The 23070-nt window shown below is 61.5% G+C and carries 21 protein-coding genes; 10 read left to right on the top strand and 11 right to left on the bottom strand.

Features of this window, described 5'->3' with window-relative positions; all coding sequences use genetic code 11:
* Window positions 1–91: 91 nt before the first annotated feature.
* A complete protein-coding gene (gene lpdA, locus B2790_RS02690; protein WP_286918187.1) occupies window positions 92–1492 on the bottom strand; it encodes a dihydrolipoyl dehydrogenase in 1401 nt (466 codons plus the stop codon).
* A gap of 208 nt (window positions 1493–1700) precedes the next feature.
* Between lpdA and cfaB the strand changes: the two genes are divergently transcribed.
* Entirely contained in the window at window positions 1701–2885 is a 1185-nt protein-coding gene (gene cfaB / locus B2790_RS02685) for a C17 cyclopropane fatty acid synthase CfaB (RefSeq protein ID WP_025341157.1), read from the top strand.
* Window positions 2886–3026: 141 nt separating this feature from the next.
* On the opposite strand, the gene cls is transcribed toward cfaB, so the two are convergent.
* A complete protein-coding gene (cls, locus tag B2790_RS02680; RefSeq protein ID WP_286918186.1) occupies window positions 3027–4466 on the bottom strand; it encodes a cardiolipin synthase in 1440 nt (479 codons plus the stop codon).
* A gap of 131 nt (window positions 4467–4597) precedes the next feature.
* On the opposite strand from cls, the gene B2790_RS02675 reads away from it, so the two are divergent.
* A complete protein-coding gene (locus tag B2790_RS02675; protein ID WP_286918185.1) occupies window positions 4598–5125 on the top strand; it encodes a DUF3617 domain-containing protein in 528 nt (175 codons plus the stop codon).
* Here the strand turns inward: B2790_RS02675 and folE2 are convergent.
* Window positions 5109–6014 carry a GTP cyclohydrolase FolE2 gene (folE2, locus tag B2790_RS02670; RefSeq protein ID WP_286918184.1) on the bottom strand — a complete coding sequence of 302 codons (906 nt, stop codon included), beginning with the start codon at window positions 6012–6014 and terminating at the stop codon, window positions 5109–5111. The genes B2790_RS02675 and folE2 overlap by 17 nt on opposite strands.
* A gap of 201 nt (window positions 6015–6215) precedes the next feature.
* On the opposite strand from folE2, the gene zigA reads away from it, so the two are divergent.
* The 3 genes from zigA to B2790_RS02655 are packed head-to-tail and all read left to right on the top strand — an operon-like array spanning window position 6216 to window position 9059.
* A complete protein-coding gene (gene zigA, locus B2790_RS02665; protein ID WP_286918183.1) occupies window positions 6216–7424 on the top strand; it encodes a zinc metallochaperone GTPase ZigA in 1209 nt (402 codons plus the stop codon).
* Window positions 7421–8047: a DUF1826 domain-containing protein gene (locus B2790_RS02660; protein ID WP_286918182.1), complete on the top strand. Its 627-nt coding sequence runs from the start codon at window positions 7421–7423 to the stop codon at window positions 8045–8047. Before zigA ends, B2790_RS02660 begins: the two co-directional genes overlap by 4 nt.
* 40 nt (window positions 8048–8087) lie before the next feature.
* Window positions 8088–9059 (top strand): CobW family GTP-binding protein, encoded by a 972-nt coding sequence (locus B2790_RS02655; RefSeq protein ID WP_286918181.1) that lies wholly within the window; start codon window positions 8088–8090, stop codon window positions 9057–9059.
* Here the strand turns inward: B2790_RS02655 and B2790_RS02650 are convergent, their stop codons facing one another.
* Window positions 9060–9452, bottom strand: coding sequence for a DUF3301 domain-containing protein (locus B2790_RS02650; RefSeq protein WP_015272369.1), 393 nt, complete (start codon window positions 9450–9452; stop codon window positions 9060–9062).
* A gap of 120 nt (window positions 9453–9572) precedes the next feature.
* Here B2790_RS02650 and pdxY point away from each other — a divergent pair, with 120 nt between their 5' ends.
* On the top strand, window positions 9573–10445 hold the full coding sequence (gene pdxY, locus B2790_RS02645) for a pyridoxal kinase PdxY (protein WP_085664245.1): 873 nt from the start codon (window positions 9573–9575) through the stop codon (window positions 10443–10445).
* On the opposite strand, the gene B2790_RS02640 is transcribed toward pdxY, so the two are convergent.
* Window positions 10442–10927: an acyl-CoA thioesterase gene (locus B2790_RS02640; protein ID WP_003260046.1), complete on the bottom strand. Its 486-nt coding sequence runs from the start codon at window positions 10925–10927 to the stop codon at window positions 10442–10444. The two genes, pdxY and B2790_RS02640, sit on opposite strands and share 4 nt — an antisense overlap.
* 343 nt (window positions 10928–11270) lie before the next feature.
* Here B2790_RS02640 and B2790_RS02635 point away from each other — a divergent pair, with 343 nt between their 5' ends.
* Window positions 11271–13031 carry a cation:proton antiporter gene (locus B2790_RS02635; protein ID WP_274079281.1) on the top strand — a complete coding sequence of 587 codons (1761 nt, stop codon included), beginning with the start codon at window positions 11271–11273 and terminating at the stop codon, window positions 13029–13031.
* Between the two features lie 294 nt (window positions 13032–13325).
* Here B2790_RS02635 and B2790_RS02630 read toward each other — a convergent pair whose 3' ends face one another.
* The 5 genes from B2790_RS02630 to zwf form a co-directional block, all read right to left on the bottom strand.
* Complete coding sequence (locus B2790_RS02630) at window positions 13326–13733, bottom strand: SMI1/KNR4 family protein (protein ID WP_144169953.1); 408 nt, start codon at window positions 13731–13733, stop codon at window positions 13326–13328.
* A gap of 114 nt (window positions 13734–13847) precedes the next feature.
* The gene (locus B2790_RS02625) at window positions 13848–14702 is read right to left on the bottom strand and encodes a Tim44 domain-containing protein (RefSeq protein WP_286918180.1); all 855 of its coding nucleotides are present in this window, start codon (window positions 14700–14702) and stop codon (window positions 13848–13850) included.
* A 287-nt stretch (window positions 14703–14989) separates the two neighbouring features.
* Window positions 14990–17176: a DNA helicase II gene (gene uvrD, locus B2790_RS02620; protein WP_075046788.1), complete on the bottom strand. Its 2187-nt coding sequence runs from the start codon at window positions 17174–17176 to the stop codon at window positions 14990–14992.
* Window positions 17177–17306: 130 nt separating this feature from the next.
* Window positions 17307–17621, bottom strand: a complete 315-nt coding sequence (locus tag B2790_RS02615; protein ID WP_274119884.1) for a hypothetical protein — start codon at window positions 17619–17621, stop codon at window positions 17307–17309.
* A gap of 88 nt (window positions 17622–17709) precedes the next feature.
* A complete protein-coding gene (gene zwf, locus B2790_RS02610) occupies window positions 17710–19152 on the bottom strand; it encodes a glucose-6-phosphate dehydrogenase (protein ID WP_085588862.1) in 1443 nt (480 codons plus the stop codon).
* Window positions 19153–19255: 103 nt separating this feature from the next.
* On the opposite strand from zwf, the gene hexR reads away from it, so the two are divergent.
* Window positions 19256–20122 (top strand): transcriptional regulator HexR, encoded by an 867-nt coding sequence (hexR, locus tag B2790_RS02605; RefSeq protein ID WP_011536461.1) that lies wholly within the window; start codon window positions 19256–19258, stop codon window positions 20120–20122.
* Between the two features lie 216 nt (window positions 20123–20338).
* Window positions 20339–20557, top strand: a complete 219-nt coding sequence (locus B2790_RS02600; protein WP_075046785.1) for a PA3496 family putative envelope integrity protein — start codon at window positions 20339–20341, stop codon at window positions 20555–20557.
* On the opposite strand, the gene B2790_RS02595 is transcribed toward B2790_RS02600, so the two are convergent.
* On the bottom strand, window positions 20499–21461 hold the full coding sequence (locus B2790_RS02595) for a LysR family transcriptional regulator (protein WP_046615347.1): 963 nt from the start codon (window positions 21459–21461) through the stop codon (window positions 20499–20501). The genes B2790_RS02600 and B2790_RS02595 overlap by 59 nt on opposite strands.
* Before the next feature lie 189 nt (window positions 21462–21650).
* On the opposite strand from B2790_RS02595, the gene B2790_RS02590 reads away from it, so the two are divergent.
* On the top strand, window positions 21651–23066 hold the full coding sequence (locus B2790_RS02590; protein ID WP_286918178.1) for an acetyl-CoA carboxylase biotin carboxylase subunit: 1416 nt from the start codon (window positions 21651–21653) through the stop codon (window positions 23064–23066).
* Window positions 23067–23070 lie beyond the last annotated feature (4 nt).

The following is a 23070-nucleotide window of genomic DNA, read 5'->3' as shown; positions in this document are numbered from 1 at the left end:
GGTCAAGACGGTATCTACAGGAGAACTCAATTTCCTGTAGGAGCGGCCTTGTGTCGCGATGGGCTGCAAAGCAGCCCCCGGCTATCTCACATCAAATCTGCATCGCCATCCCGTCAACATTCATCGCTGCCTGGCGCAAGGCCTCGGAGCGGGTCGGGTGGGGGTGGCAGGTGAGGGCGATGTCTTCCGCCGAGGCCGAGAACTCCATGGCCACGCAGAACTCACCGATCATCTCGCTGACACTTGGGCCTACCAGGTGCACACCCAGCACTTCGTCGGTCTCGGCATCGGCGATGACCTTGGCGAAGCCTTCGGTCTCGTGGTTGATCTTGGCCCGGCTGTTGGCCGTGAACGGGAACTTGCCGACTTTATAGGCACGCCCTTCGGCCTTGAGCTGCTCTTCGGTCTTGCCCACGGTAGCCAGCTCCGGGCGGGTGTAGATCACGCCAGGGATAAGGTTGTAGTTGACCTCGTGGGGCTTGCCGGCGATGCGTTCGATGCAGGCCACCGCTTCGTCTTCGGCTTTGTGCGCCAGCATCGGGCCGGAGGTGACGTCGCCAATCACCCAGATACCCGGCACGGAAGTGCGATGGTGGTCGTTGCCGAGCATGCCGCGCTTGTCGGTTTCCAGGCCCACGCTTTCCAGGTTCAGCCCTTTGGTATAGGGGCGGCGGCCAATGGCGACCAGTACGTAGTCGGCCTGCAGCGTTTCTGCGGTGCCACCGGCGGCCGGCTCCAGGGTCAGGCTCACGCCTTCGGCGCTGGCGCTGGCCTGGGTCACCTTGCTGCCCAGCTTGAACACCATGCCTTGCTTGGCTAGGGCCTTCTGCAGGGTCTTGGCGGTTTCTTCGTCGGTGCCCGGGCAGATGCGGTCGAGGTATTCGATGACCGTGACCTGGCTGCCCAGGCGGCGCCATACCGAACCCAGCTCAAGGCCGATCACGCCGGCGCCGATGACGACCAGGTGCTTGGGCACCTGTGGCAGCGACAGCGCGCCGGTCGAGTCGATGATGCGCTGGTTGTCGATGGTCACGCCTGGCAGGGGCGTAGGTTCGGAGCCGGTGGCAATTACAATGTCCTTGGCCTGCAGTGCGGTTTCGCTACCGTCCTCAGCCTTGACCACGACCTTGCCGACGCCGTCCAGGCGGCCCCAGCCCTTGATCCAGTCGACCTTGTTCTTGCGGAACAGGTACTCGATGCCCTTGGTCAGGCCGGTCACGCTCTCGTCCTTCTGTTTCATCATCTGGGCGAGGTTGAGGGTAGGTTTGACTTCGATACCGAGGTGGGCGAACTCGTCACCACTGGCGGCTTCGTACAGCTCGGAAGCATGCAGCAATGCCTTGGAGGGCATGCAGCCCACGTTCAGGCAGGTGCCGCCCAAGGTCTGGCGGCCTTCCACGCAGGCTACGCTCAGGCCCAGTTGGCCGGCGCGGATGGCTGCGTTGTAGCCGCCAGGGCCACCGCCGATGATCACCACGTCATAGGATTTCATGGGTTCAACTCCAGGATGAAGAAGCGCAAGAGGGGCACAAGGTTAAGCTGAGATGCAAGAATTGTATACAATCTGCTGCTTGGATAAGATCAGTTGGTTCTAGACCATGGTCTCGTTTAGAGGAAACATCCCACGAATGAACTACTCTGATCCGGCGACGTTCGAAATATCAGGCGTCGTGGCCAAAATACGGACAGGAGGGTCGTTCATGCTTGCGCAACTTCCACCGGCATTGCAGAGCCTGCATCTGCCGCTGCGGCTGAAACTGTGGGACGGTAACCAGTTCGATCTGGGGCCTAGCCCGCAGGTCACTATCCTGGTCAAGGAGCCACAGCTGATCAGCCAGTTGAGCCACCCGAGCATGGACCAGCTGGGCACAGCTTTCGTCGAAGGCAAGCTGGAGCTGGAGGGCGATATTGGTGAGGCCATCCGCGTATGCGATGAGCTGAGCGAAGCGCTACTGACCGATGAGGACGACGCCCCACCGGAGCGCCGGGCCCATGACAAGAGCACCGACGCCGAAGCCATTTCCTACCATTACGATGTTTCCAACGCGTTCTACCAGCTATGGCTGGATCAGGACATGGCCTACTCGTGCGCCTACTTCCGCGAGCCGGACAACACCCTGGATCAGGCACAGCAGGACAAATTCGATCATCTGTGCCGCAAGCTGCGCCTGGACGCAGGTGAGTACCTGCTCGACGTCGGCTGCGGCTGGGGCGGGCTGGCGCGTTTCGCTGCTCGTGAATATGGCGCCAAGGTGTTTGGTATCACCTTGAGCAAGGAGCAACTCAAGCTCGGTCGCGAGCGGGTGAAGGCTGAGGGGTTGGCCGACAAGGTCGACCTGCAGATTCTCGACTACCGCGACCTGCCTCAGGATGGCCGCTTCGACAAGGTTGTCAGCGTTGGCATGTTCGAGCATGTGGGGCATGCCAACCTGGCGCTGTATAGCCAGAAGCTGTTCGGTGCCGTGAGGGAAGGGGGGCTGGTGATGAATCACGGTATCACCGCCAAGCATGTGGATGGCCGCCCGGTCGGGCGTGGCGCTGGCGAGTTCATCGATCGCTACGTCTTCCCCCATGGCGAGCTGCCGCATCTGTCGATGATCAGTGCCAGCATCTGTGAAGCGGGGCTGGAGGTGGTAGATGTGGAAAGCCTGCGTTTGCACTACGCCAAGACCTTGCACCACTGGAGCGAGAACCTGGAGAATCAGCTGCACAAGGCGGCGGCGCTGGTGCCCGAGAAGACTTTGCGCATCTGGCGCCTGTACCTGGCCGGGTGTGCCTATGCCTTCCAGAAGGGCTGGATCAACCTGCATCAGATTCTGGCCGTGAAGCCGTACGCCGATGGGCACCATGACCTGCCTTGGACGCGTGAAGACCTGTATCGCTAATAACGCAACCGCTGTGGGAGATTCTGTCTGGCTCAGTTTTTGTGGGAGCGGGCGAGCCCGCGAACACCGGCAAAGCCGGTGCCATCTACTGCGCCGCCTGTTTCGCGGGCACGCCCGCTCCCACAGTGACCGCATCCAGCTTCACAGAATCGGCGAAATCAGCCGAGCAATCCGCATCCCCAGTTGCTGCAGCCGATGAGTATCGCGGCTGTCCTCCGCAGTAATTTCCCGTGCCTGTTCAAAGTCATTGTTCAGCATGTTCTCGACCTGGTCAGCGAAGCCGCGGTCGACCGTCAACAGGGTGATTTCGAAGTTCAGGCGGAACGAGCGGTTGTCCAGGTTGGCACTGCCGATCGCGCTGACATCGTCATCCACCAGCACCACCTTCTGATGCAGGAAGCCCGGTTGGTAGCGGAACATGCGCACACCCGCACGTACCGCTTCGAAGGCGAAAAGGCTGGAGGCTGCATAGACGATGCGATGGTCTGGGCGTGACGGAATCAGCACTCGCACATCGACCCCACGCAGTACCGCCAAACGCAACGCGGCGAACACCGCCTCGTCGGGGATGAAGTACGGACTGGTGATCCACACGCGCCGGGTGGCTGAATGGATCGCCTCAAGGAAGAACAGCGAGCAGGTTTCCTGTGGGTCGGCCGGGCCGCTGGCCAAGGCTTGGCACAGCACGCCGTTGTCCGGATAGGTGTCCGGCAGAATCAGCGGCGGTAGCTGGCGCGTGGCCCAGTACCAGTCTTCGGCGAACGATTCCTGCAGGCAGGCCAGCACTGGCCCGCTGACCTGCACATGGGTGTCGCGCCAGGGTGAGAGCTGCGGGTGGCCACCGAGGTACTCATCGCCCACGTTGTGCCCGCCGATGAAACCGAGCAAGCCATCCACCACCACGATCTTGCGGTGGTTACGGAAGTTCACCTGGAAACGGTTGAACCAGCCACGACGGGTTGCGAAGGCATGAATCTGTACACCACCGTCGCGCAGCAACTGGCTGTAGCTTGCTGGCAAGGCATGGCTGCCGACACGGTCATACAGCACGAACACCCGCACCCCCTCGGCGGCCTTGCGCAGCAGCAGTTGCTGCAGCGCTTTGCCAAGGTTGTCGTCATGGATGATGAAGAACTGCACCAACACCACGTCACGGGCGTTTTCGATGGCGGCGAATATTGCATCGAATGTTGCCTTGCCATCGATCAGCAGCTTCACCTCGTTATTGGCAAGGCAGGGCATGCGCCCGAGCTTGGGCATGGCGCGCAACGCCGCATAGCTTTCCGACTCGCGGGCGGTAAGGGCTTCTTCTACCCAAGGCCGCCAATTGAGGTTAGCCATGGCCACATGCATTTCCTGGTTGGCCTGGCGCCGGGCCTTGATGTAGGCATAGAACGAGCGCGCACCGAAGATCAGGTAAGGGATCAGGGTGAGGTAGGGGATGAAGAACAACGGCATGGCCCAGGCGATTGCGCCTTGGGCAGTGCGCACGGTGAATAGTGCGTGTAGTGCGGCGACGATACCCAGCAGGTGAACCAGGCCGAGTAGGTAACCGAAGAAGTAGGGGCTGTGGTAGTCCATATGCATCCTGCTTGCCGAGTACACTTGAGTAACAGAACACGTTCCCGGTCCGCCTTGCAACCTGCAGGTGGATTTGGCGTCTAAGGCTCAGCCCGGCCCGCTTGGCCGGCTTTTTTCAGGAGCGTTCGTCCATGAAGATTCGTCTGCCACTGTTGGCGTTGGCCCTAGGTGTGAGCAGCCCGCTGGTGCATGCTCAGATGCTACAGCCAGGTTTGTGGGAGCTGACCACCAGCAACATGCAGGTCGATGGCAAGCCGTTACCCGACATGGAGTTCATGCTCGGTCAGTTGAAGAACCTGCCGCCAGAGCAGCGCGCGATGATGGAAGGGGTGCTGGCCAAGCAGGGAGTGACTGTTGGGGGTAAGGGGGTGCGCTCTTGCCTGACGCCAGAACAGGTGGCAACCAACGATATCCCACTGCAGGACCCGAAGTCAGGGTGTACCCAGAAGATCACCGACCGCATCGGCAATGTGTGGAAATTTCAGTTCAGCTGCCCCAAAGCGCAGGGCAGTGGCCAGGCGACTTTCCTCAGTGACCGGGAATTCACCACCCAGGTCAACGGTACGTTCAACGCTTCGGGTGTACAGCAGCAAGGCAGCATGAACACCCGTGCCGTGTGGTTGGGTAATGACTGCGGCTCGGTCAGGCCGCGCAGCTGACATCCCATTGCCACTGGCTGGTCGCGACAGCATCGTGGGCATGCAGGCTTTCTGCATGTTCCACGCGCAGCTTGAAGGCCGTGCTCCATTCCATTTGCCGTAGCGCCTTGTGCAGGCGTCGTGCGGCGTCTTCGCAGAACATCAGGTTCTGGCCGTTGGCCAACGCAAAGGCTTGTTCGTCTGCGCGCTTCACTGCGGTCTGCACCGCTGTCCCCAGGCTTGCCTCTATGCGGTCGATCAACTCGGTGATTGGTAGAACCTGCTGATTGCTGCGCAGTCTTACCTGGATTTGCGCGCTACTACGTTGGCTATGGGGCGTTGCTACGATGCCTTCGGCGCTGCCAAGCCACTGCAGCACTGCAGATTTGTCGACCTGCTCGGCGCTGAAATGCGCCTGGAACTGCTGCTGAATCAGCTGCCGTGCAAGTGCAGCCGAGCATGGGCAGGTCGAGGAGTAAGGGACGGAAACGGATAGTTCCACGTGGAACATTTCATTTTCGATCCTTGCATCGACTGTGACGGCATAGCTTTTCCAACCTTCCAGCGGGCTGATCAATGCAGGCCTTTTTAGCAGATGCTCGAAACGCAAACGCAGATAGGCGGCGGAAGAAAGGCCTTCGTGGCTGGTGAGGAAGTCAGCCAGCAGCTGGCGGATGGTGAGCGGCGTCAGAGGCTGATGCTCCAACGACTCCAGGGCGAGATAAAGCCGCGACATATGGATTCCGCGTGAGCTGCCGTCTACCAGGCTAACGCCGGCATCGACAGTGGCAGCTGCTGTGCGCCCCTCGAACTGCACAGGTTGGGCGATCCCGCACATACCCACCCAGTTCAAAGGCAAGGTGTATTCCTGGGTTTGTGCGGCAATGTCGGGGAGCTTGAGCTGAGTCATCGGGTATTCCAAACAAAAGGGAGATCAGCGGCCACCACCGATCAAGCTGCAATGCCGGGAGGGGCACCCTGGCACGTGGCGGGTTCATTTCTCCTCCCGGGGGCACTCGTTCGTTACGAACGGCTTGGCGAAATTGTATTGTTACTTTATAACATTGTGCAATGCATCGTTTCGAATGCGCTCGCCTGAAGAGGTTTCGCCATGTCCAACCGTCTCCCTGTCACCGTGCTGTCCGGCTTCCTTGGCGCCGGCAAGAGCACCTTGCTCAACCATGTGCTGCGTAATCGCGACAACCTGCGGGTTGCGGTCATCGTCAATGACATGAGCGAAATCAACATCGATGCCAGCGAGGTGCAGCGCAACGTAAGCCTCAACCGTGCCGAGGAGAAGCTGGTGGAGATGAGCAATGGCTGCATCTGCTGCACGTTGCGTGAAGACCTGCTCGAGGAAGTGGCGCGGCTGGCCGAAGAAGGGCGTTTCGATTATTTGCTGATCGAGTCCACGGGGATCTCGGAGCCACTGCCGGTGGCCGAGACCTTCACCTTCCGCGACGAACAGGGCCGTAGCCTGTCCGACATGGCGCGCCTGGACACCATGGTCACTGTGGTCGATGGCCTGAACTTCCTGCGTGATTACCAGGCAGCAGACAGCCTGGCCAGCCGTGGCGAAACCCTGGGTGAGGAGGACGAGCGCTCGATCAGTGACTTGCTGATCGAGCAGGTCGAGTTCGCCGATGTACTGTTGCTGAGCAAGATCGACCTGATCAGCCAGCACGAGCGCGAAGAGCTCATGGCCATTCTGCGCAGCCTCAATGCCCGGGCGCAGATCGTGCCCATGGTCATGGGCCAGGTACCGCTGGAACGTATCCTCGACACCGGTCTGTTCGACTTCGACCAGGCCGCTCAGGCACCGGGCTGGCTGCAAGAGTTGCGCGGCGAGCATGTGCCGGAAACCGAAGAGTACGGCATTGCCGCCACTACCTGGCAGGCCCGGCGCCCCCTCCATCCACAGCGCTTTTTCGATTTTATCCACACGCCCTGGAGCAATGGCCGACTGCTGCGTTCGAAAGGCTTTTTCTGGCTGGCCAGCAAATACCAGGAGGCCGGCAGCTGGTCGCAGGCAGGCGGCATGATGCGCCATGGCCTGGCGGGCCGCTGGTGGCGCTTCGTGCCGCGCGAGCAGTGGCCACAGGATGTGGATAACACCGCCGCGATCTTGAAGAACTGGGTTGCCGAGAGCGGTGACTGCCGCCAGGAACTGGTGTTCATCGGGCAGAATATCGACTTCGAAAAATTATCCACAGCACTCGATGCATGTCTTTTGACCGATCAGGAAATGGAATTGAGGCACATGGGCTGGTTGCGCCTGCCCGATCCGTTCGGTCCATGGCATGAGGAGGCGGCAGCATGAAACCTGCACGCAAGCCTGTGGATATTTTTCAGGTATTTGGCGAGACACCGCAGGTGCTGACCGATGTGCTGCAGGATGGCGTGAACCTGGCGGTATGGCGCCGACGCTTGCCGCCACAACTGGAGGACTTTGCCGCGCTGGTGGTCAGCCTCGGCCAGCCCTTGGCAGACCAGCGCGTCATCGATGTGGACGAGCAGCACATGCCGGTATTCACCGAACTCTTGCGCGAAGCGGCCGACTTGCACGGCTATGAGGCATTCGTGGCAGATGTGGCCTGGCTGGTGGCGGCCTATACCTGCCTGGTGGGTGCGCAGCGGGTAGGTTTGCGCCTGCGGGTACTGACAGGCCCCATGTGCCCGCGCTTCCATGTGGATAACGTTCCGCTGCGTCTGCTCACTACCTACGCAGGCCCAGGTAGCGAGTGGTTGAAAGAGGACGCGAGCCCTCGTGGCAACTTACACGCAGCAATACTGCCTGTGGATAACGTTCAGCACCTGCAAGCTGGCGATGTGGCTGTGCTCAAAGGTGAGAAGTGGCAGGGCAACGAAGGGGCGGGCCTGGTGCATCGTTCGCCGTCGGGGCAGCTGGGGCGCCTGCTGCTCAGCCTTGACTGGCTGGCCTGACAGCGCATAGTGAGGCATCACCATTGCCCGAAGCCGCCCCATGCTGCAGAACATTTCCACCCACGTGATTGCCGGCCCGTTGGGGGCCGGCAAGACCACCCTGATCCGTCACCTGCTGGCCCAACGCCCGGCCAATGAGCGTTGGGCAGTATTGATCAACGAATTCGGCATGGTAGGCCTGGATGCGGCCTTGCTCAGCCGTGACGAAGACGGCATCGCCATCGGCGAAGTCGCAGGTGGCTGCCTGTGCTGCGTCAATGGCATGCCGTTCCAGGTGGGCCTGGGCCGACTGCTGCGCAAATCCCGCCCTGACCGGCTGTTCATCGAGCCGTCCGGGCTGGGTCATCCCTTGCAGTTGCTCACTCAGTTGCAAAAAGTCCCTTGGGCTGGAGTGCTGACAATACAGCCATTGCTGATGGTCGTGGACGCGCAGTCGATGGTCCGGAACGAGCAGCTTCCGGAGGCTCAACAGCAGGCGTTCGATGCTGCTGAAAGCGTTGTCTTGAACAAATCAGAGGCTGTGGATGAAAGCACTAAGTTATTAATAAATAATAATTTTTATGGAAAGAAAATATTCTGGACCGTCCAAGGTAGGCTGCCCTTGTCGGACCTTCCGGCTGTACCCCATGGCATTGTCGACAGCTCGCTTGTGGATAACAGGATTGTCGACAATCTTGTAAATCCACCGGCAGCGCTATGGGCAGACCCCGGCCAGCCTATCTGTCTTGCCCAGCAGGGAGAGGGAGGTTGGAGCATCGGCTGGCGCTGGCATCCTGGCCAGCAGTTTTATCCACAGCGGCTGCAGGCGTTCTTGCGGGCTTGGCCGTGGCGGCGCGCGAAGGGGGTTATCCACAGCGTGGAGGGCTGGCAATCGTTCAATGGCCTGAATGGGGACATGCCTTCCTGGCAGCCCAGCGACTGGCGCAGGGATACGCGTATCGAGCTGATTTTCGACCAGCCGCAATCGCAATCCGCGCTGCAGGCCGGGTTGAGCGAATGTCGTGTCAGCTGATCAGTTGCGCCAGCGGTTGTGCTCCTGGCGCCACTGCTGCATCTCGATGACATTGTCGGTGCGCGGTGGGGTCTTGATCTCGAACGGGTAGGGCGCCAGTTCAATCTGTACGCTGTGGGCGCCGAACTGGGTCACGGTACCGGGGTGGCGCTGTTCGCCCGTGACGGTGAACTCGAAGGCATAGACGCGCGCCAGGCGCTTGCGGCCGTTGGCGTCACGGACAAAGGCGATACGCTTGAGTGCGACCGCGTCGTCGAGCAGTTCGAGGTCGAGCTTGGCGCAATGCTGTTTGACCCGTTCCAGGGCTTTCTCGCGCAACCCGTGGTTGTGCCACAACCAGGCGCCTGCCGTGGCGACCAGCATCAGGACGAAGAGGTTTTCCAGGGTCAACATTTGCGTATGCTCCAAACAGGTCGATCCAGCTTAACTGCGTCCCTGGCCTGTCGTACAGGTGGCAATCGAGTTCATACTGCGTTGCGCACAATCCCTGAAACAGCTTTGGAAACCTCCCGCATGAAACGTACCCCGCACCTGCTCGCCATCCAGTCCCACGTGGTGTTCGGCCACGCCGGCAACAGCGCCGCGGTGTTTCCCATGCAGCGTATCGGGGTCAATGTGTGGCCGCTCAATACCGTGCAGTTCTCCAATCACACACAGTATGGCCAGTGGGCGGGTGAAGTGCTTGCCCCCGCGCAAATTCCTGCGTTGGTGGAAGGCATTTCCAACATCGGCGAGCTGGGCCATTGCGACGCGGTGCTGTCCGGTTACCTGGGCAGCGCCGAACAAGGTCGGGCGATTCTGGCCGGCGTCGAGCGGATCAAGGCAGTCAACCCAAAGGCTTTGTACCTTTGCGACCCGGTCATGGGGCACCCTGAGAAGGGCTGCATCGTGCCAGCGGAAGTCAGCGAGTTCCTGCTCGACGAGGCGGCTGCCAGAGCTGACATCCTGTGCCCCAACCAGCTGGAACTGGACAGCTTCTGTGGCCGCCGAGCGCAGTCGCTGGAGGACTGCGTGAACATGGCGCGCAGCCTGTTGCAGCGCGGGCCGCAGGTGGTGCTGGTCAAGCACCTGGCCTACCCCGGGCGCGCCGAGGACCAGTTCGAGATGCTGCTGGTGACCGCCGAGCAAAGCTGGCACCTGCGCCGCCCGCTGCTGGCGTTCCCGCGGCAGCCGGTAGGGGTGGGTGACCTGACTTCAGGCCTGTTCCTGGCCCGCGTGCTGCTCGGCGACAGCTGGGTGCAGGCGTTCGAATTCACCGCTGCGGCCGTACACGAAGTGCTGCTCGAAACCCAGGCCTGCTCCAGCTATGAACTGCAGCTGGTGCGGGCCCAGGACCGCATTGCGCACCCGAGGGTGCGCTTCGAGGCACAGCTGCTGGCGCTTTAAATCGCGTCGGTTTTCAGGTCCTGGTAGCGCTTTTCCAGCTCCTGACGGATCTGTCGGCGCTGCTGGCCCTGCAGGAAGCGGCGCTTTTCTTCACTGCTTTGCGGCTGGCGCGGCGGCACCTGCACCGGGCGACGGTTGTCGTCGACCGCGACCATGGTGAAGAAGCAGCTGTTGGAATGGCGCACCGAGCGCTCGCGGATGTTCTCGGTCACCACCTTGATGCCCACCTCCATCGAGGTGTTGCCGGTGTAATTGACCGACGCCAGGAAGGTCACAAGTTCACCCACGTGCACCGGCTCACGAAAGATCACCTGGTCAACCGACAGGGTGACTACATAGCTGCCGGCATAGCGGCTGGCGCACGCATAGGCCACTTCGTCGAGGTACTTGAGCAGGGTGCCGCCATGTACGTTGCCAGAAAAGTTGGCCATGTCCGGGGTCATCAGGACGGTCATGCTCAGCTGGGCGTTTCCAGGTTCCATAGTGTGCTCACGGTGAGGTTGCGCTGAATCGGGCGAATGGGGGGCATTATCTGCAGACACTTCTGTTCCCCTCTTTTGAATTTGCCTTCCTGGTACGGGACGTTGGCTGACGCTCCATCGTCACGCCGATCATGCCATCAGCGGCGCTTTTCCAGCCGATCTGTTTCTGCATATTGCACCGCCTTTTTGCGGCGGGGTGCGATGTTAACCTGACTACACCCATGCAACATGGGCTTTTCCTGCATTCAAAACAGTATGTACTTGCTGCTCGCTCGGGGTTGCCTTGGCAGAGGAGCGGTCTGCCCAGGCATCCAGCAACGGACGAGAAAAGGAGTATCACGCCATGCATGCCATCAGCTTCATCCAGGACCTGGCAGTCATCATGCTGGTGGCTGGCGTGGTCACCATTCTCTTTCACCGCCTCAAGCAGCCTGTGGTGCTGGGCTACATCGTCGCCGGCTTCATCATCGGCCCGCACACCCCACCGTTCGGCCTGATCCACGACGAAGACACCATCAAGACCCTCGCCGAGCTGGGGGTGATCTTCCTGATGTTCTGCCTGGGGCTCGAATTCAGCTTGCGCAAGCTGTTCAGGGTAGGCGCCACGGCGTTCATCGCGGCGTTCCTGGAAATCGTGCTGATGATCTGGATCGGCTTCGAGATCGGCCGCTGGTTCGGCTGGAACACCATGGATTCGCTGTTCCTCGGCGCCATCCTGGCGATTTCCTCGACCACCATCATCGTCAAGGCGCTCAACGACCTGAAGATGAAGAACGAGCGTTTCGCCCAGCTGATATTCGGCGTGCTGATAGTCGAGGACATCCTCGGTATCGGCATCATCGCCCTGCTGTCGGGCATCGCCGTCAGCGGCACGGTCAGCTCGGGCGAGGTGTTCTCCACTGTCGGCAAGCTGTCGCTGTTCATGATCGTTGCGCTGGTCATCGGCATCCTGCTGGTGCCGCGCCTGCTGGCCTACGTGGCCAGGTTCGAAAGCAACGAGATGCTGCTGATAACCGTATTGGGCCTGTGCTTCGGCTTCTGCCTGCTGGTGGTGAAGCTCGAGTACAGCATGGTGCTTGGCGCCTTCCTGATTGGCGCGATCATGGCCGAATCGCGCCAGTTGCTGAAAATCGAGAGCCTGATCGAACCGGTACGCGACCTGTTCAGCGCCATCTTCTTCGTCGCCATCGGCCTGATGATCGACCCCCAGGTGCTGATCGACTACGCCTGGCCGATCGTGGTCATTACCCTGGCGGTGGTGTTGGGCAAGATGTTGTCGTGTGGCATGGGCGCGTTCATTGCCGGAAATGACGGGCGCACATCGCTGCGGGTGGGCATGGGGCTTTCGCAGATTGGCGAGTTTTCCTTCATCATCGCCGCGCTGGGCATGACCCTGCAGGTGACCAGCGACTTCCTGTACCCGGTGGCTGTGGCGGTATCGGCAATCACCACGCTGCTGACACCCTACCTGATCCGTGCCGCCGACCCGCTGTCGCTCAAGCTGGGCAAGGTGGTGCCCAGCCGCCTGGCGCGGGTGTTGTCGTTGTATGGCGAATGGTTGCGCAGCATCCAGCCGCAGGGCGAGGGCGCCATGCTCGCGGCGATGATCCGGCGCATCCTGTTGCAGGTTGGGGTGAACCTGGCGCTGGTGATCGCCATCTTCTTCAGTGGTGGCTATTTCGCCGGGCGGATCGGCAACTGGCTCAGCGAGTGGGTCAGCGATGCCAGCCAACAGAAAGCGCTGATCTGGGGCGCAGCGCTATTGCTGTCGCTGCCATTCCTGATTGCCGCCTATCGAAAGCTCAAGGCGCTGTCGATGCTGTTGGCAGAGATGGGCGTCAAGCCAGAAACGGCCGGGCGGCATACCCAGCGCGTGCGCCGTGTGATTGCCGAGGTGATCCCGCTGTTGTCGCTGCTGGTGATTTTCCTGCTGCTGTCGGCGCTGTCGGCGAGCATTCTGCCAACCAGCGAACTGCTGCTGGTGATTGCCGTGGTGGCTGCGGTGGTGGTGGCCTTGCTGTGGCGCTGGTTTATCCGCGTGCATACGCGCATGCAGATTGCCTTGCTGGAGACGCTGGAGAACAGCCGCGAGAATACGCACTGAAGGGGCAATGCTCCCTGCGCAAGATTTCACCGTCGTCCGAGGGGATGGAGCGGTAGCGATGTCGCCAGGCGCAGAAAGCCTGGCGATCTTAACTGCATGGATGGCACTAGGCCATAATTCTCTGTCTCAGATCGGAGAACTCAATTCGTAAGCGCGACGCGGCCACTGTGGGAGCGGGCGCGCCCGCGAAGAATTCAGCGCGATGGTTGGCACCGGCTGCGCCGGTGTTCGCGGGCACGCCCGCTCCCACAGGACCCTGCTAAATCAATCAGGGCCTGGGCAATGGAATAGAGATCAGCTCTCCAGCCAGACATCCCGCGCCCAGTGCCACACCGATTCCCAGCTGTCTTCACCGACGATTTCCTCTTCGGCATCCCACAGCACCACGGTCCCATCCTCTTCGACGCAGTAGTAGTTGTCGCCGTCCTGGCACAGTGGAATCAGGTCACGTGGTACGCCGGCATCCCAGGCGTTGGCGGCGACATCGGGCAGGTAGGTATGCGACTGTGGGTCAGTAACGGTCACTGGCTCCAGTGAGCCATACACCACGTCACTGACGGTCAGCAGGAACTCTTTGAACACGAACGGAATGTTGATGAACAGCTCTTCTTCGATCTCGACCAGTTGGTCCTCGTCGGGAAGCTCAAGGGGCACCGGCACTGGCTCGTTGGCTTCACGGAGTTGTTCGATCACTTCTTCCACGGTTCACTTCCTCTGACCTAGATGACAACGCTGCGCGTTATACCCTAGTAGGCCACTCTGGCAAAAGCAAAAACCCCGGGACAGGCCCGGGGTTTTTTGTGCAGCACGCAGCGGTTAGCCGTTTTGACGGATACCGGCCACCAGCCAAGGCTGGTTTTCGCCCTGGGCGCGAACCATGTGCCAGCTTTCGCTGAACACTTCGCCCTGGTCGAAGCGCGAGTTCTTCGACACGCCACGGAAGGTCAGGGTGGCGTCGGTACGGTCGGCGCGGTCGTCGACACCGTCCAGCTGTACCTCGAGGTTGTCGATGTAGGTGGACTGGAAGCCATCACCCAGTTCGGCGCGCTCGCGCTTGAGGAACTCGAGCATCTGCGGGGTGACGAACTCGGCGATCTTGTCCATCTCGTTGGCGTCCCAGTGCTGCTGCAGCGCCTGGAAGTGGTTACGGGCAGCAGCCAGGAAGTTCTGCTCGTTGAACCAGGCAGGGGCGTTGATCACCGGGGCGGCTGCGGCAGCAGGTGCGGCCGAACCACCGAAGATCGACGGCTGGGCAGGCTGCGCGTGAGATTCACGCTGCATCGACGCATGGCCCGGCATGGCCATTTGCGGCTGCTGCTGGCGACGGCGCGCGGCGATGAAGCGGAACACCAGGAAGGCGATGAGCGCCACGATCAGGAAGTCCATGATCTGGAAGCCTTCGAAACCGTCGCCCATGAACATGGAAGCCAGCAGGCCACCGGCGGCGAGGCCGGCCAGAGGGCCCAACCAGCGCGAAGCACCGCTGGCGGCCGGGGCGGCACGGCCAGGTGCGGTCGGCGCGGCGGCAGGCGTGGTTGGCGTGGCCTGGCGGGTCTGGTGAATAGGCGCGGAGCCCGAGCTCTTGCCGCCGCCAAAACGCTTGGCGTTGGCGTCCAGGCTCAGCGTCAGGCCGACGCAGAGCGCCAGAGCGATGCTAAGAAAACGTTGCATAAGTGGGATATCCCCTGTTGTGGATTGCACGCGCGTCATGGTGCACAGGTTCCCGGGCACATGACCAGCGACATAATGTTTCGAGCTTTTGCCTGAATGTTACAAACCCGGCACGACCTGGCCTCGGAATGCTGGCGCAATACCTGTAGGAGCGGGCATGCCCGCGAACACCGGCGAAGCCGGTGCCATACACTGAGTTGCCGGCTTCGCGGGCATGCCCGCTCCCACAGGTATTGCGCAGGCTTTGAAAACTTCGAGCAAGCCTCCACCAAGGCCGGTGCAGGCTTTTAGATGGCCTCGAGCTTGGCATACCCCAGCATCAGCCACTTGCTGCCTTCGGCAAAATTCACCTGCACCCGCGCCTGGGCGCCGGAGCCTTCGAAATTGAGGATCACACCCTCGCCAAACACCGCATGTTGAACACGCTGGCCCAGGTTGAACGCGGTCTGCGGAATGCTGGCATTGGCGAACAGGTTGCTGTTCGTGGCCGTCTTGGCCCCGCCGAACGGGCGGCTGACGCTGTTGGACAGGCGCACTTCCTGAACCAGGCCTGCCGGAATTTCGCGTACGAAACGTGACACCTTGTTGTAGGTCTCGCTGCCATACAGGCGACGCGTTTCGGCGTAGGTCATGACCAGCTGGCGCATGGCGCGGGTGATGCCCACGTAAGCCAGGCGGCGTTCCTCTTCCAGGCGGCCAGGCTCTTCCAGGCTCATCTTGTGCGGGAACAGGCCTTCTTCCATGCCTACCAGGAACACATACGGGAACTCCAAGCCCTTGGCGCTGTGCAAGGTCATCAGCTGGACGCTGTCTTCATGCTCGTCGGCCTGGGCATCGCCTGCCTCGAGCGAAGCGTGGCCGAGGAACGCCGAGAGTGGCGAGAGGTCGGCGTCTTCTTCGGTGGACTCGAAGTTGCGCGCTGCGCTGACCAGTTCCTCAAGGTTTTCTACCCGTGCCTGGCCCTTCTCACCCTTTTCTTCCTGGTGATAGATGATCAGCCCGGACTGCTCGATGGTTGTCTGGGTCATGGTATGCAGTGGCATGTCCAAGACCTTTGTCGCCAACCCCTCGATCAGCTCGATGAACGCACCCAGGGCACTGGCCGCGCGGCCTTTCAGGGCTTTGGCAGCGAGCAGCTGGCACATGGCCTCCCACATCGACAGCTGGCTGTGGCGGGCGTGCTCGCGGATGGCTTCGACGGTTTTTTCGCCAATGCCACGTGGCGGCACGTTGATCACCCGCTCCAGGGCTGCATCGTTGCCACGACCTTCGATCAGCCGCAGGTAAGCCATGGCATTCTTGATTTCGGCGCGCTCGAAGAAGCGCTGGCCACCGTAGATGCGGTAGGGGATGCGTTCGCGCAGCAGGGCTTCTTCCAGCACCCGCGACTGGGCGTTGGAGCGGTACAGAATGGCGATCTCGTTGCGCGCATTGCCCTGCTTGACCAGGCTCTCGATGGTTTCCACCACGTAGCGGGCTTCGTCGTGCTCGTTGTAGGCCGCATACAGGGTCAGCGGTTCGCCTTCGCCCATGTCGGTCCACAGCTCCTTGCCCAGGCGCCCGCTGTTGTTGGCGATCAGCGCGTTGGCCGCCTTGAGGATGCCGCCGGTGGAGCGGTAGTTCTGCTCCAGGCGGATCATCTCGGCGTCGGGGAAGTCGGCAGTGTACTGGTGAATGTTCTCGATCTTGGCACCGCGCCAGCCGTAGATCGACTGGTCGTCATCGCCCACCGCCATCAGGCTGTCACCGCCGCGCGCCAGCAGGCGCAGCCAGGCGTACTGCACGGCGTTGGTATCCTGGAACTCGTCCACCAGCACGTGGCGGAAGCGCCGCTGGTAGTGCTCCAGCAGGCCCGGGTGGTCGCGCCACAGGTCCAGGGCGCGCAGCAGCAGCTCGGAGAAGTCGATGACCCCGGCGCGCTCGCAGGCCTGCTCATAGGCGGTATAGACGTCGCGCATGGTCGACAGGAACAGGTCGCCCCCGGCCTGGATATGCTGTGGGCGCAGGCCTTCGTCCTTCTGCCCGTTGATGAACCACTGGGCCTGGCGTGCCGGCCATTTCTGCTCGTCCAGGCCCAGCTCGCGCATCACCCGCTTGATCAGGCGCTGCTGGTCGTCGCTGTCGAGGATCTGGAAGTTCTGCACCAGCCGTGCTTCCTGCCAGTGGGCCCGCAGCAGGCGATGGGCCAGGCCGTGGAAGGTGCCGACCCACATGCCCGCCGGGTTGATGCCCAGCAGTTGCTCGATCCGCTGGCGCATTTCTGCCGCGGCCTTGTTGGTGAAAGTCACCGACAGGATCGAGTGCGGCGATGCCTGCTCCACCTGGATCAGCCAGGCAATGCGGTGCACCAGCACGCGGGTTTTACCGGAACCGGCGCCAGCAAGCACCAGTTGACGCCCGAGCGTGGCCGCTACGGCCTGGCGTTGGGCATCGTTGAGGGAATTCAGCAGGAGGGAGAGGTCGTCTGTGCGCATCGGGCCATTCTAGGGCGCGGCAGGAAATGGGGCAAACCTCTACTGTATAAATATTCACCTGCCGCATGCCCGTTCATCGAGCCGATGGCAGGTGCCAGGCCACCGCTCGGGCGGCCTGGCAGGTAGCTGTTCAGTCAATCGCCTCGATGGTGCGAATTTCGCAGCGCTGCGAACCGCCGGCATGGATGATCTCCACTGTTTTCCAGCCAGTGCCGCCTGCACGTTCGAAAACCACGGTTTTTTCGGTCAGCACCTGCGGGGTGATTGCGCCGCTATCCAGCAGCTGAAGCTCCAGCACTTCCCAGCCACCCCGGTGGCGCAGCTTGGGTTCGACCAGCACCGGTTCGATGGCCGGGGAGGCGACCGTAACAGTGCCGTGAACCCTGAAAACCTGATTGCCGTGAGCGATGTCGTTGATTGCAACGAGGTTGGTGATAGTAGCCATTGTCTGCTCCTGTCTCGGGTTGAAAGTAGCGCCAGCGCGCCGGGGCTACTTTCTGCCCTTTCGCCTGCCGCAGGAGCAGGGCAGTGCTTCAGCTATGCCAGTGCCTGCCGTGCCTGGCCAGCAGGCTGTTGGCTTGCTCCGGCCCGTTACTGCCTGCCGGGTACGGTCGCGGTGCCTGGAAGTGCTCTTCACAGCCCTTGATGATCGGGTCGATCCAGGCCCAGGCCGCTTCCACTTCATCGCGGCGCATGAACAGCGTCGAGTCGCCCTCCAGCACATCCAGCAGCAGGCGCTCGTAGGCGTCCCAGCGGCGGGTCTGGCTGAACACCTGGGCCAGGTTCAGGTCCAGGTCCACAGGTTCCAGGCGCATGCCCTTGCCCGGGCTCTTGGTCATCATGCGCAGGCTGATACGTTCGTCCGGTTGCAGCTGGATCAGCAGCTGGTTGACCTGGCCGCCATTGAAAAGCTCGTGGGGCACCGGCTTGAACTGGATGACGATCTGCGATGAGCGCCGTGCCATGCGCTTGCCGGTACGCAGGTAGAAGGGCACGCCCGCCCAGCGCCAATTGTCGATGTGCGCCTCGATGGCGATGAAGGTTTCGGTATCGCTGTCGTTGTCGACGTCCTTTTCGAAGTAATAGGCCGGCACTTCCTGGCCGCCGATGCGCCCGGCGCCATACTGGCCACGTACGGTCTTGTCCTGCACGTCCTGGCCAGTGATGGGCTTGAGGGCTCGCAAGATCTTCACCTTCTCGTCACGCACCGCTTCGGCCTCGAACTGCGCGGGGGGCTCCATGGCCACCAGGCATAGCAGCTGTAGCAGGTGGTTCTGCAACATGTCGCGGGTCGCCCCGGCGCGGTCGTAGTAGGCGCCTCGATTCTCTACACCCAGGGTCTCGCAAACGCTGATCTGCACGTGGTCGACCTGGTTGTTGCGCCACACCGGCTCCAGCAGGGCGTTGGCAAAACGCAGGGCCATCAGGTTCTGCACGGTTTCCTTGCCCAGGTAGTGGTCGATGCGAAATACCTGGTTTTCCTCCAGCACTGCGCCAATCGCTTCGTTGATGGCGGTAGCCGATTCCAGCGAGTGGCCGATCGGCTTTTCCAGCACGATGCGCGCTTCGGCGTCGGCCAGGCCGGCGTTATGCAGGTGCTTGGCAATCGGCACGAACAGGTTGGGGGCGGTAGCCAGGTAGAAGATGCGCGTCAAGCCGCCGGGTTCGCCCAGGTAGCGCGCCAGGCGGCCGAAGTCGGCGCTTTGCGAAGCATCCATGGCGAAATAGTCGACCCGCGCGGAAAACCGCTGCCAGACCTCTTCGTCGAAGTCGTTGCGGGCAATTTGTGCCCGGCAATGGCGCTCGGCGAGCTTGAGATAATCGTTACGTGGCAAGTTGCGTCGTGCCAGCGCGATGATGCGCACGGCGTTGTTCAGGCGGGCCTCGCGAAACAGGTGGTAGAGCGCCGGAAGCAGTTTGTGCAGGGCCAGATCGCCGGTGCCGCCGAAGACCAGAATGTCGCAAGGAATAGTCAAACCACCACTCTCCACGTTCGTTTAACTGGGCGGGTTGGCGTCCATGTAGTATAACTACAAGATAGCTACAACCCGGCCAGCCGATCATAACCGAGTCCAGCCTGTGAATCTGTTGCAACATATCGCCCAATCGCGCCACCTGCTGCGCAAATCGGAACTCAAAGTAGCCGACCACGTGCTACTCGACCCGGCTGCCGTCATGCACAGCTCCATGGCCGACCTGGCGCACAGCGTGGGTATCAGCGAACCGACCATCGTGCGTTTCTGCCGCGCGATCGGTTGCTCGGGCTTCCAGGACCTGAAGCTGAAGCTGGCGCAGAGCCTGGCTGCGGGGGCCAGTTTCGGCCAGTTCGCCATCCATGAAGACGACTCGGTCGCCGACTACAGCCTGAAGATCTTCGACACCACGCTGCACACCCTGATGGAAGTGCGTGAGCACCTCGACCCGCAGGCGCTGCAGCAGGCGGTGACCGCCATGGCCCAGGCGCAGCGTGTGGAGTTCTATGGCTTTGGCGCCTCCGGTGCGGTGGCGGCCGACGCCCAGCACAAGTTCTTCCGCCTGCTGCTCAGCGCGGCAGCCTATTCCGACCCGCACATGCAGGCGATGTCTGCGGTGACCCTGAAGCCGGGTGATGTGGCGGTATGCATTTCCCAGTCGGGCCGTTCCAAGGACCTGCTGATCACCGCCAACCTGGTCCGTGAGAGCGGCGCCAACCTGATTACCCTGTGCCCCAGCCAGACACCACTGGCGGAGCTGTCGACGGTCAACCTGGCGATCGACGTGCATGAAGACACCGAAATCTACACCCCGCTGACCTCGCGTATCGCTCACCTGGTGGTGATCGACGTGCTGGCCATGGGCGTGGCCATGGCGCGCGGGCCGAGCCTGGTCAACCACCTGAAGAGCGTGAAGCGCAGCTTGCGCAGCCTGCGCTTGTCGCCCAAGTCGATCAAGGCTACCGACGACTGATCTGCATTGCCTGTGCTGGCCCTATCGCCGGCAAGCCGGGCTCCCACACAGTCACCACAGGCCTCGAGTCCTGTGGAGTACCTGTGGGAGCCCGGCTTGCCGGCGATAGGGCCAGCACAGGCAGCAAAAATTCACTGTTTTGTCACCATTCCACAGCCAAACCGTAAACCACTCGAGCCAGTCTGAAACTCCCGCATCCTATCTGGGAGACAGGCAATGGCTCGTGACTTCGACGGTACGTACCAACCCAGCGCCAAGGCTCGCAAGCAGCAGGAAAAGGATCAGCGCCGCATGGAATACCGCCGCGCGATCGAGAGCTATTGCGACCAACGTCAACTGCTCCGCGAACTAGTGGACTACCCCGAGCTGCAAGAGCTCACGGTCTGGCAGGCGTCGGCAGCAGCTTCCCCGAAAAACGCTCAACCAGTGCGCTGATCAGCGCACGTTCGCTGCGGATGAACGCCAGGAAAGCCAAGGCCACCGGCGACTGCCGTTTGGCCTTGGACTGCACCACGCACCAACTGCGGTACAGGGGTAGTTCCTCCACGGGCAGCTCCCTCAGCACACCGGTGGCCAGCTCCAGGTTGACCGCATGGCGGGTAAGCATGGCAATGCCCAGGCCGGCGATCACGCACTCGCGCTGGGCGTCGGCCGAGGCCACCTCCAGGGTCTGGGTGAAATGCACGCGCTTGTCCTTGAAGTATTCCTCGCAAGCCTTGCGCGTGCCCGAACCCTGTTCGCGGACCAGCAGGGTATGAGGCTCCAGGTCCTGCAGACGCAGTTGCTCCAGCTTGCACAGCGGGTGCTCGGGCGGCGCCACCGCGACGATCGGGTTGTTGAGAAACGGCAGAAACTCCAGGCCCATGTCCTGCGGCACCATGGACATGATGATCAGGTCGTCGCGGTTGTCCGACAGGCGGCGGATGGCCTGGGCGCGATTGACCACCGTCAGGGTCAGGTTGACCTCCGGGTGACGCTGCTTGAAGGCCGCGAACAGGTGTGGCACGAAGTACTTGGCACTGGACTCGATCGCCAGTTTCAACTGCCCCTGCAATGAGCCCTGCATGTCCGAAAGCTGCATGTCCAGGCTCTCCAGGCGCCCGAAGATGTCGCGGCTGGCGCGTTGCAGGGCCTCGGCAGCTTCGGTCAGGTAGAGCTTCTTGCCCACGTACTCGAACAGCGGCTGGCCGATCAGCTCTTCGAGCTGGCGGATCTGTAGACTAACGGCGGGTTGCGTCAGCGCCATCTCTTCCGCCGCACGGCTGTACGAACGCAAATCGCATACCTCGTTGAAGATCTGCAATTGACGCAAAGTCATACGCATCAAGGACTTACGCATTTTTATCCGCCCTTCGGCAACACCTTGTTACCGCACTATAAGCTTTTGCTAATACAGCCCCTAACAAATATTGATTTTTGTTTATCAATCTACAGCGCTAGGGTGAATGTGCGACTGGCCAGCAACGTCTGGTCACGCGCCGACCGGGAGAACCGGCTCGACTGTTCCTACGGCTTTGGGAAGACTCCAGTGATAAAAAAAATCCTGATCGCCAACCGAGGTGAAATTGCAGTTCGGATCGTGCGTGCCTGCGCCGAGATGGGCATTCGCTCGGTGGCGATCTATTCCGATGCCGACCGCCACGCGTTGCACGTCAAGCGCGCCGACGAAGCCCACAGCATTGGTGCCGAGCCGCTGGCCGGTTACCTGAACCCGCGCAAGCTGGTGAACCTGGCTGTGGAAACCGGCTGTGATGCCCTGCACCCGGGCTATGGTTTCCTGTCGGAAAACGCTGAACTGGCAGAGATCTGCGCCGAGCGCGGGATCAAGTTCATCGGCCCGGCCGCCGAGGTCATTCGCCGCATGGGCGACAAGACCGAAGCACGCCGCACCATGATCGCCGCCGGTGTACCGGTAACCCCGGGTACCGAAGGCAACGTTGCCGATATTCACGAAGCCCTGAGTGAAGGTGACCGCATCGGTTACCCGGTCATGCTCAAGGCCACCTCTGGTGGTGGCGGCCGTGGTATTCGCCGTTGCAACAGCCGTGAAGAACTGGAACAGAACTTCCCCCGCGTCATCTCCGAGGCTACCAAGGCCTTTGGTTCCGCGGAAGTGTTCCTGGAAAAGTGCATCGTCAACCCCAAGCACATCGAGGCGCAGATCCTCGGTGACAGCTTTGGCAACGTCGTGCACCTGTTCGAGCGCGACTGCTCGATCCAGCGCCGCAACCAGAAGCTCATCGAAATCGCCCCGAGCCCACAGCTCACCCCCGAACAGCGCGCCTACATCGGCGACCTGGCGGTGCGTGCGGCCAAGGCGGTGAACTACGAGAACGCCGGTACCGTGGAGTTCCTGCTCGCCGATGGCGAGGTGTACTTCATGGAAATGAACACCCGGGTGCAGGTGGAACACACCATCACCGAGGAAATCACCGGTATCGACATCGTCCGTGAGCAGATCCGCATTGCCTCGGGCCTGCCGCTGTCGGTCAAGCAGGAAGACATCCAGCATCGCGGTTACGCGCTGCAGTTCCGCATCAACGCCGAAGACCCGAAGAACAACTTCCTGCCCAGCTTCGGCAAGATCACCCGTTACTACGCCCCCGGCGGCCCGGGCGTGCGTACCGACACGGCGATCTACACCGGCTACACCATTCCGCCGTTCTACGACTCCATGTGCCTGAAACTGGTGGTGTGGGCGTTGACCTGGGAAGAAGCCATGGACCGCGGCCTGCGGGCTCTGGACGACATGCGCGTGCAAGGGGTGAAGACCACCTCCGCGTACTACCAGGAAATCCTGCGCAATCCCGAATTCCGTAGCGGCCAGTTCAACACCAGCTTCGTCGAAAGCCACCCGGAACTGACCAACTACTCGATCAAGCGCAAACCCGAAGAGCTGGCCCTGGCCATCGCCGCTGCCATCGCCGCCCACGCAGGCCTGTGAGGAA

The organism is Pseudomonas sp. UBA6753 (assembly GCF_002453565.1).
In the GTDB taxonomy this organism is placed as follows: Bacteria; Pseudomonadota; Gammaproteobacteria; order Pseudomonadales; family Pseudomonadaceae; genus Aquipseudomonas; species Aquipseudomonas putida_Z.
This window is presented reverse-complemented; position numbering and strand designations above follow the sequence as displayed.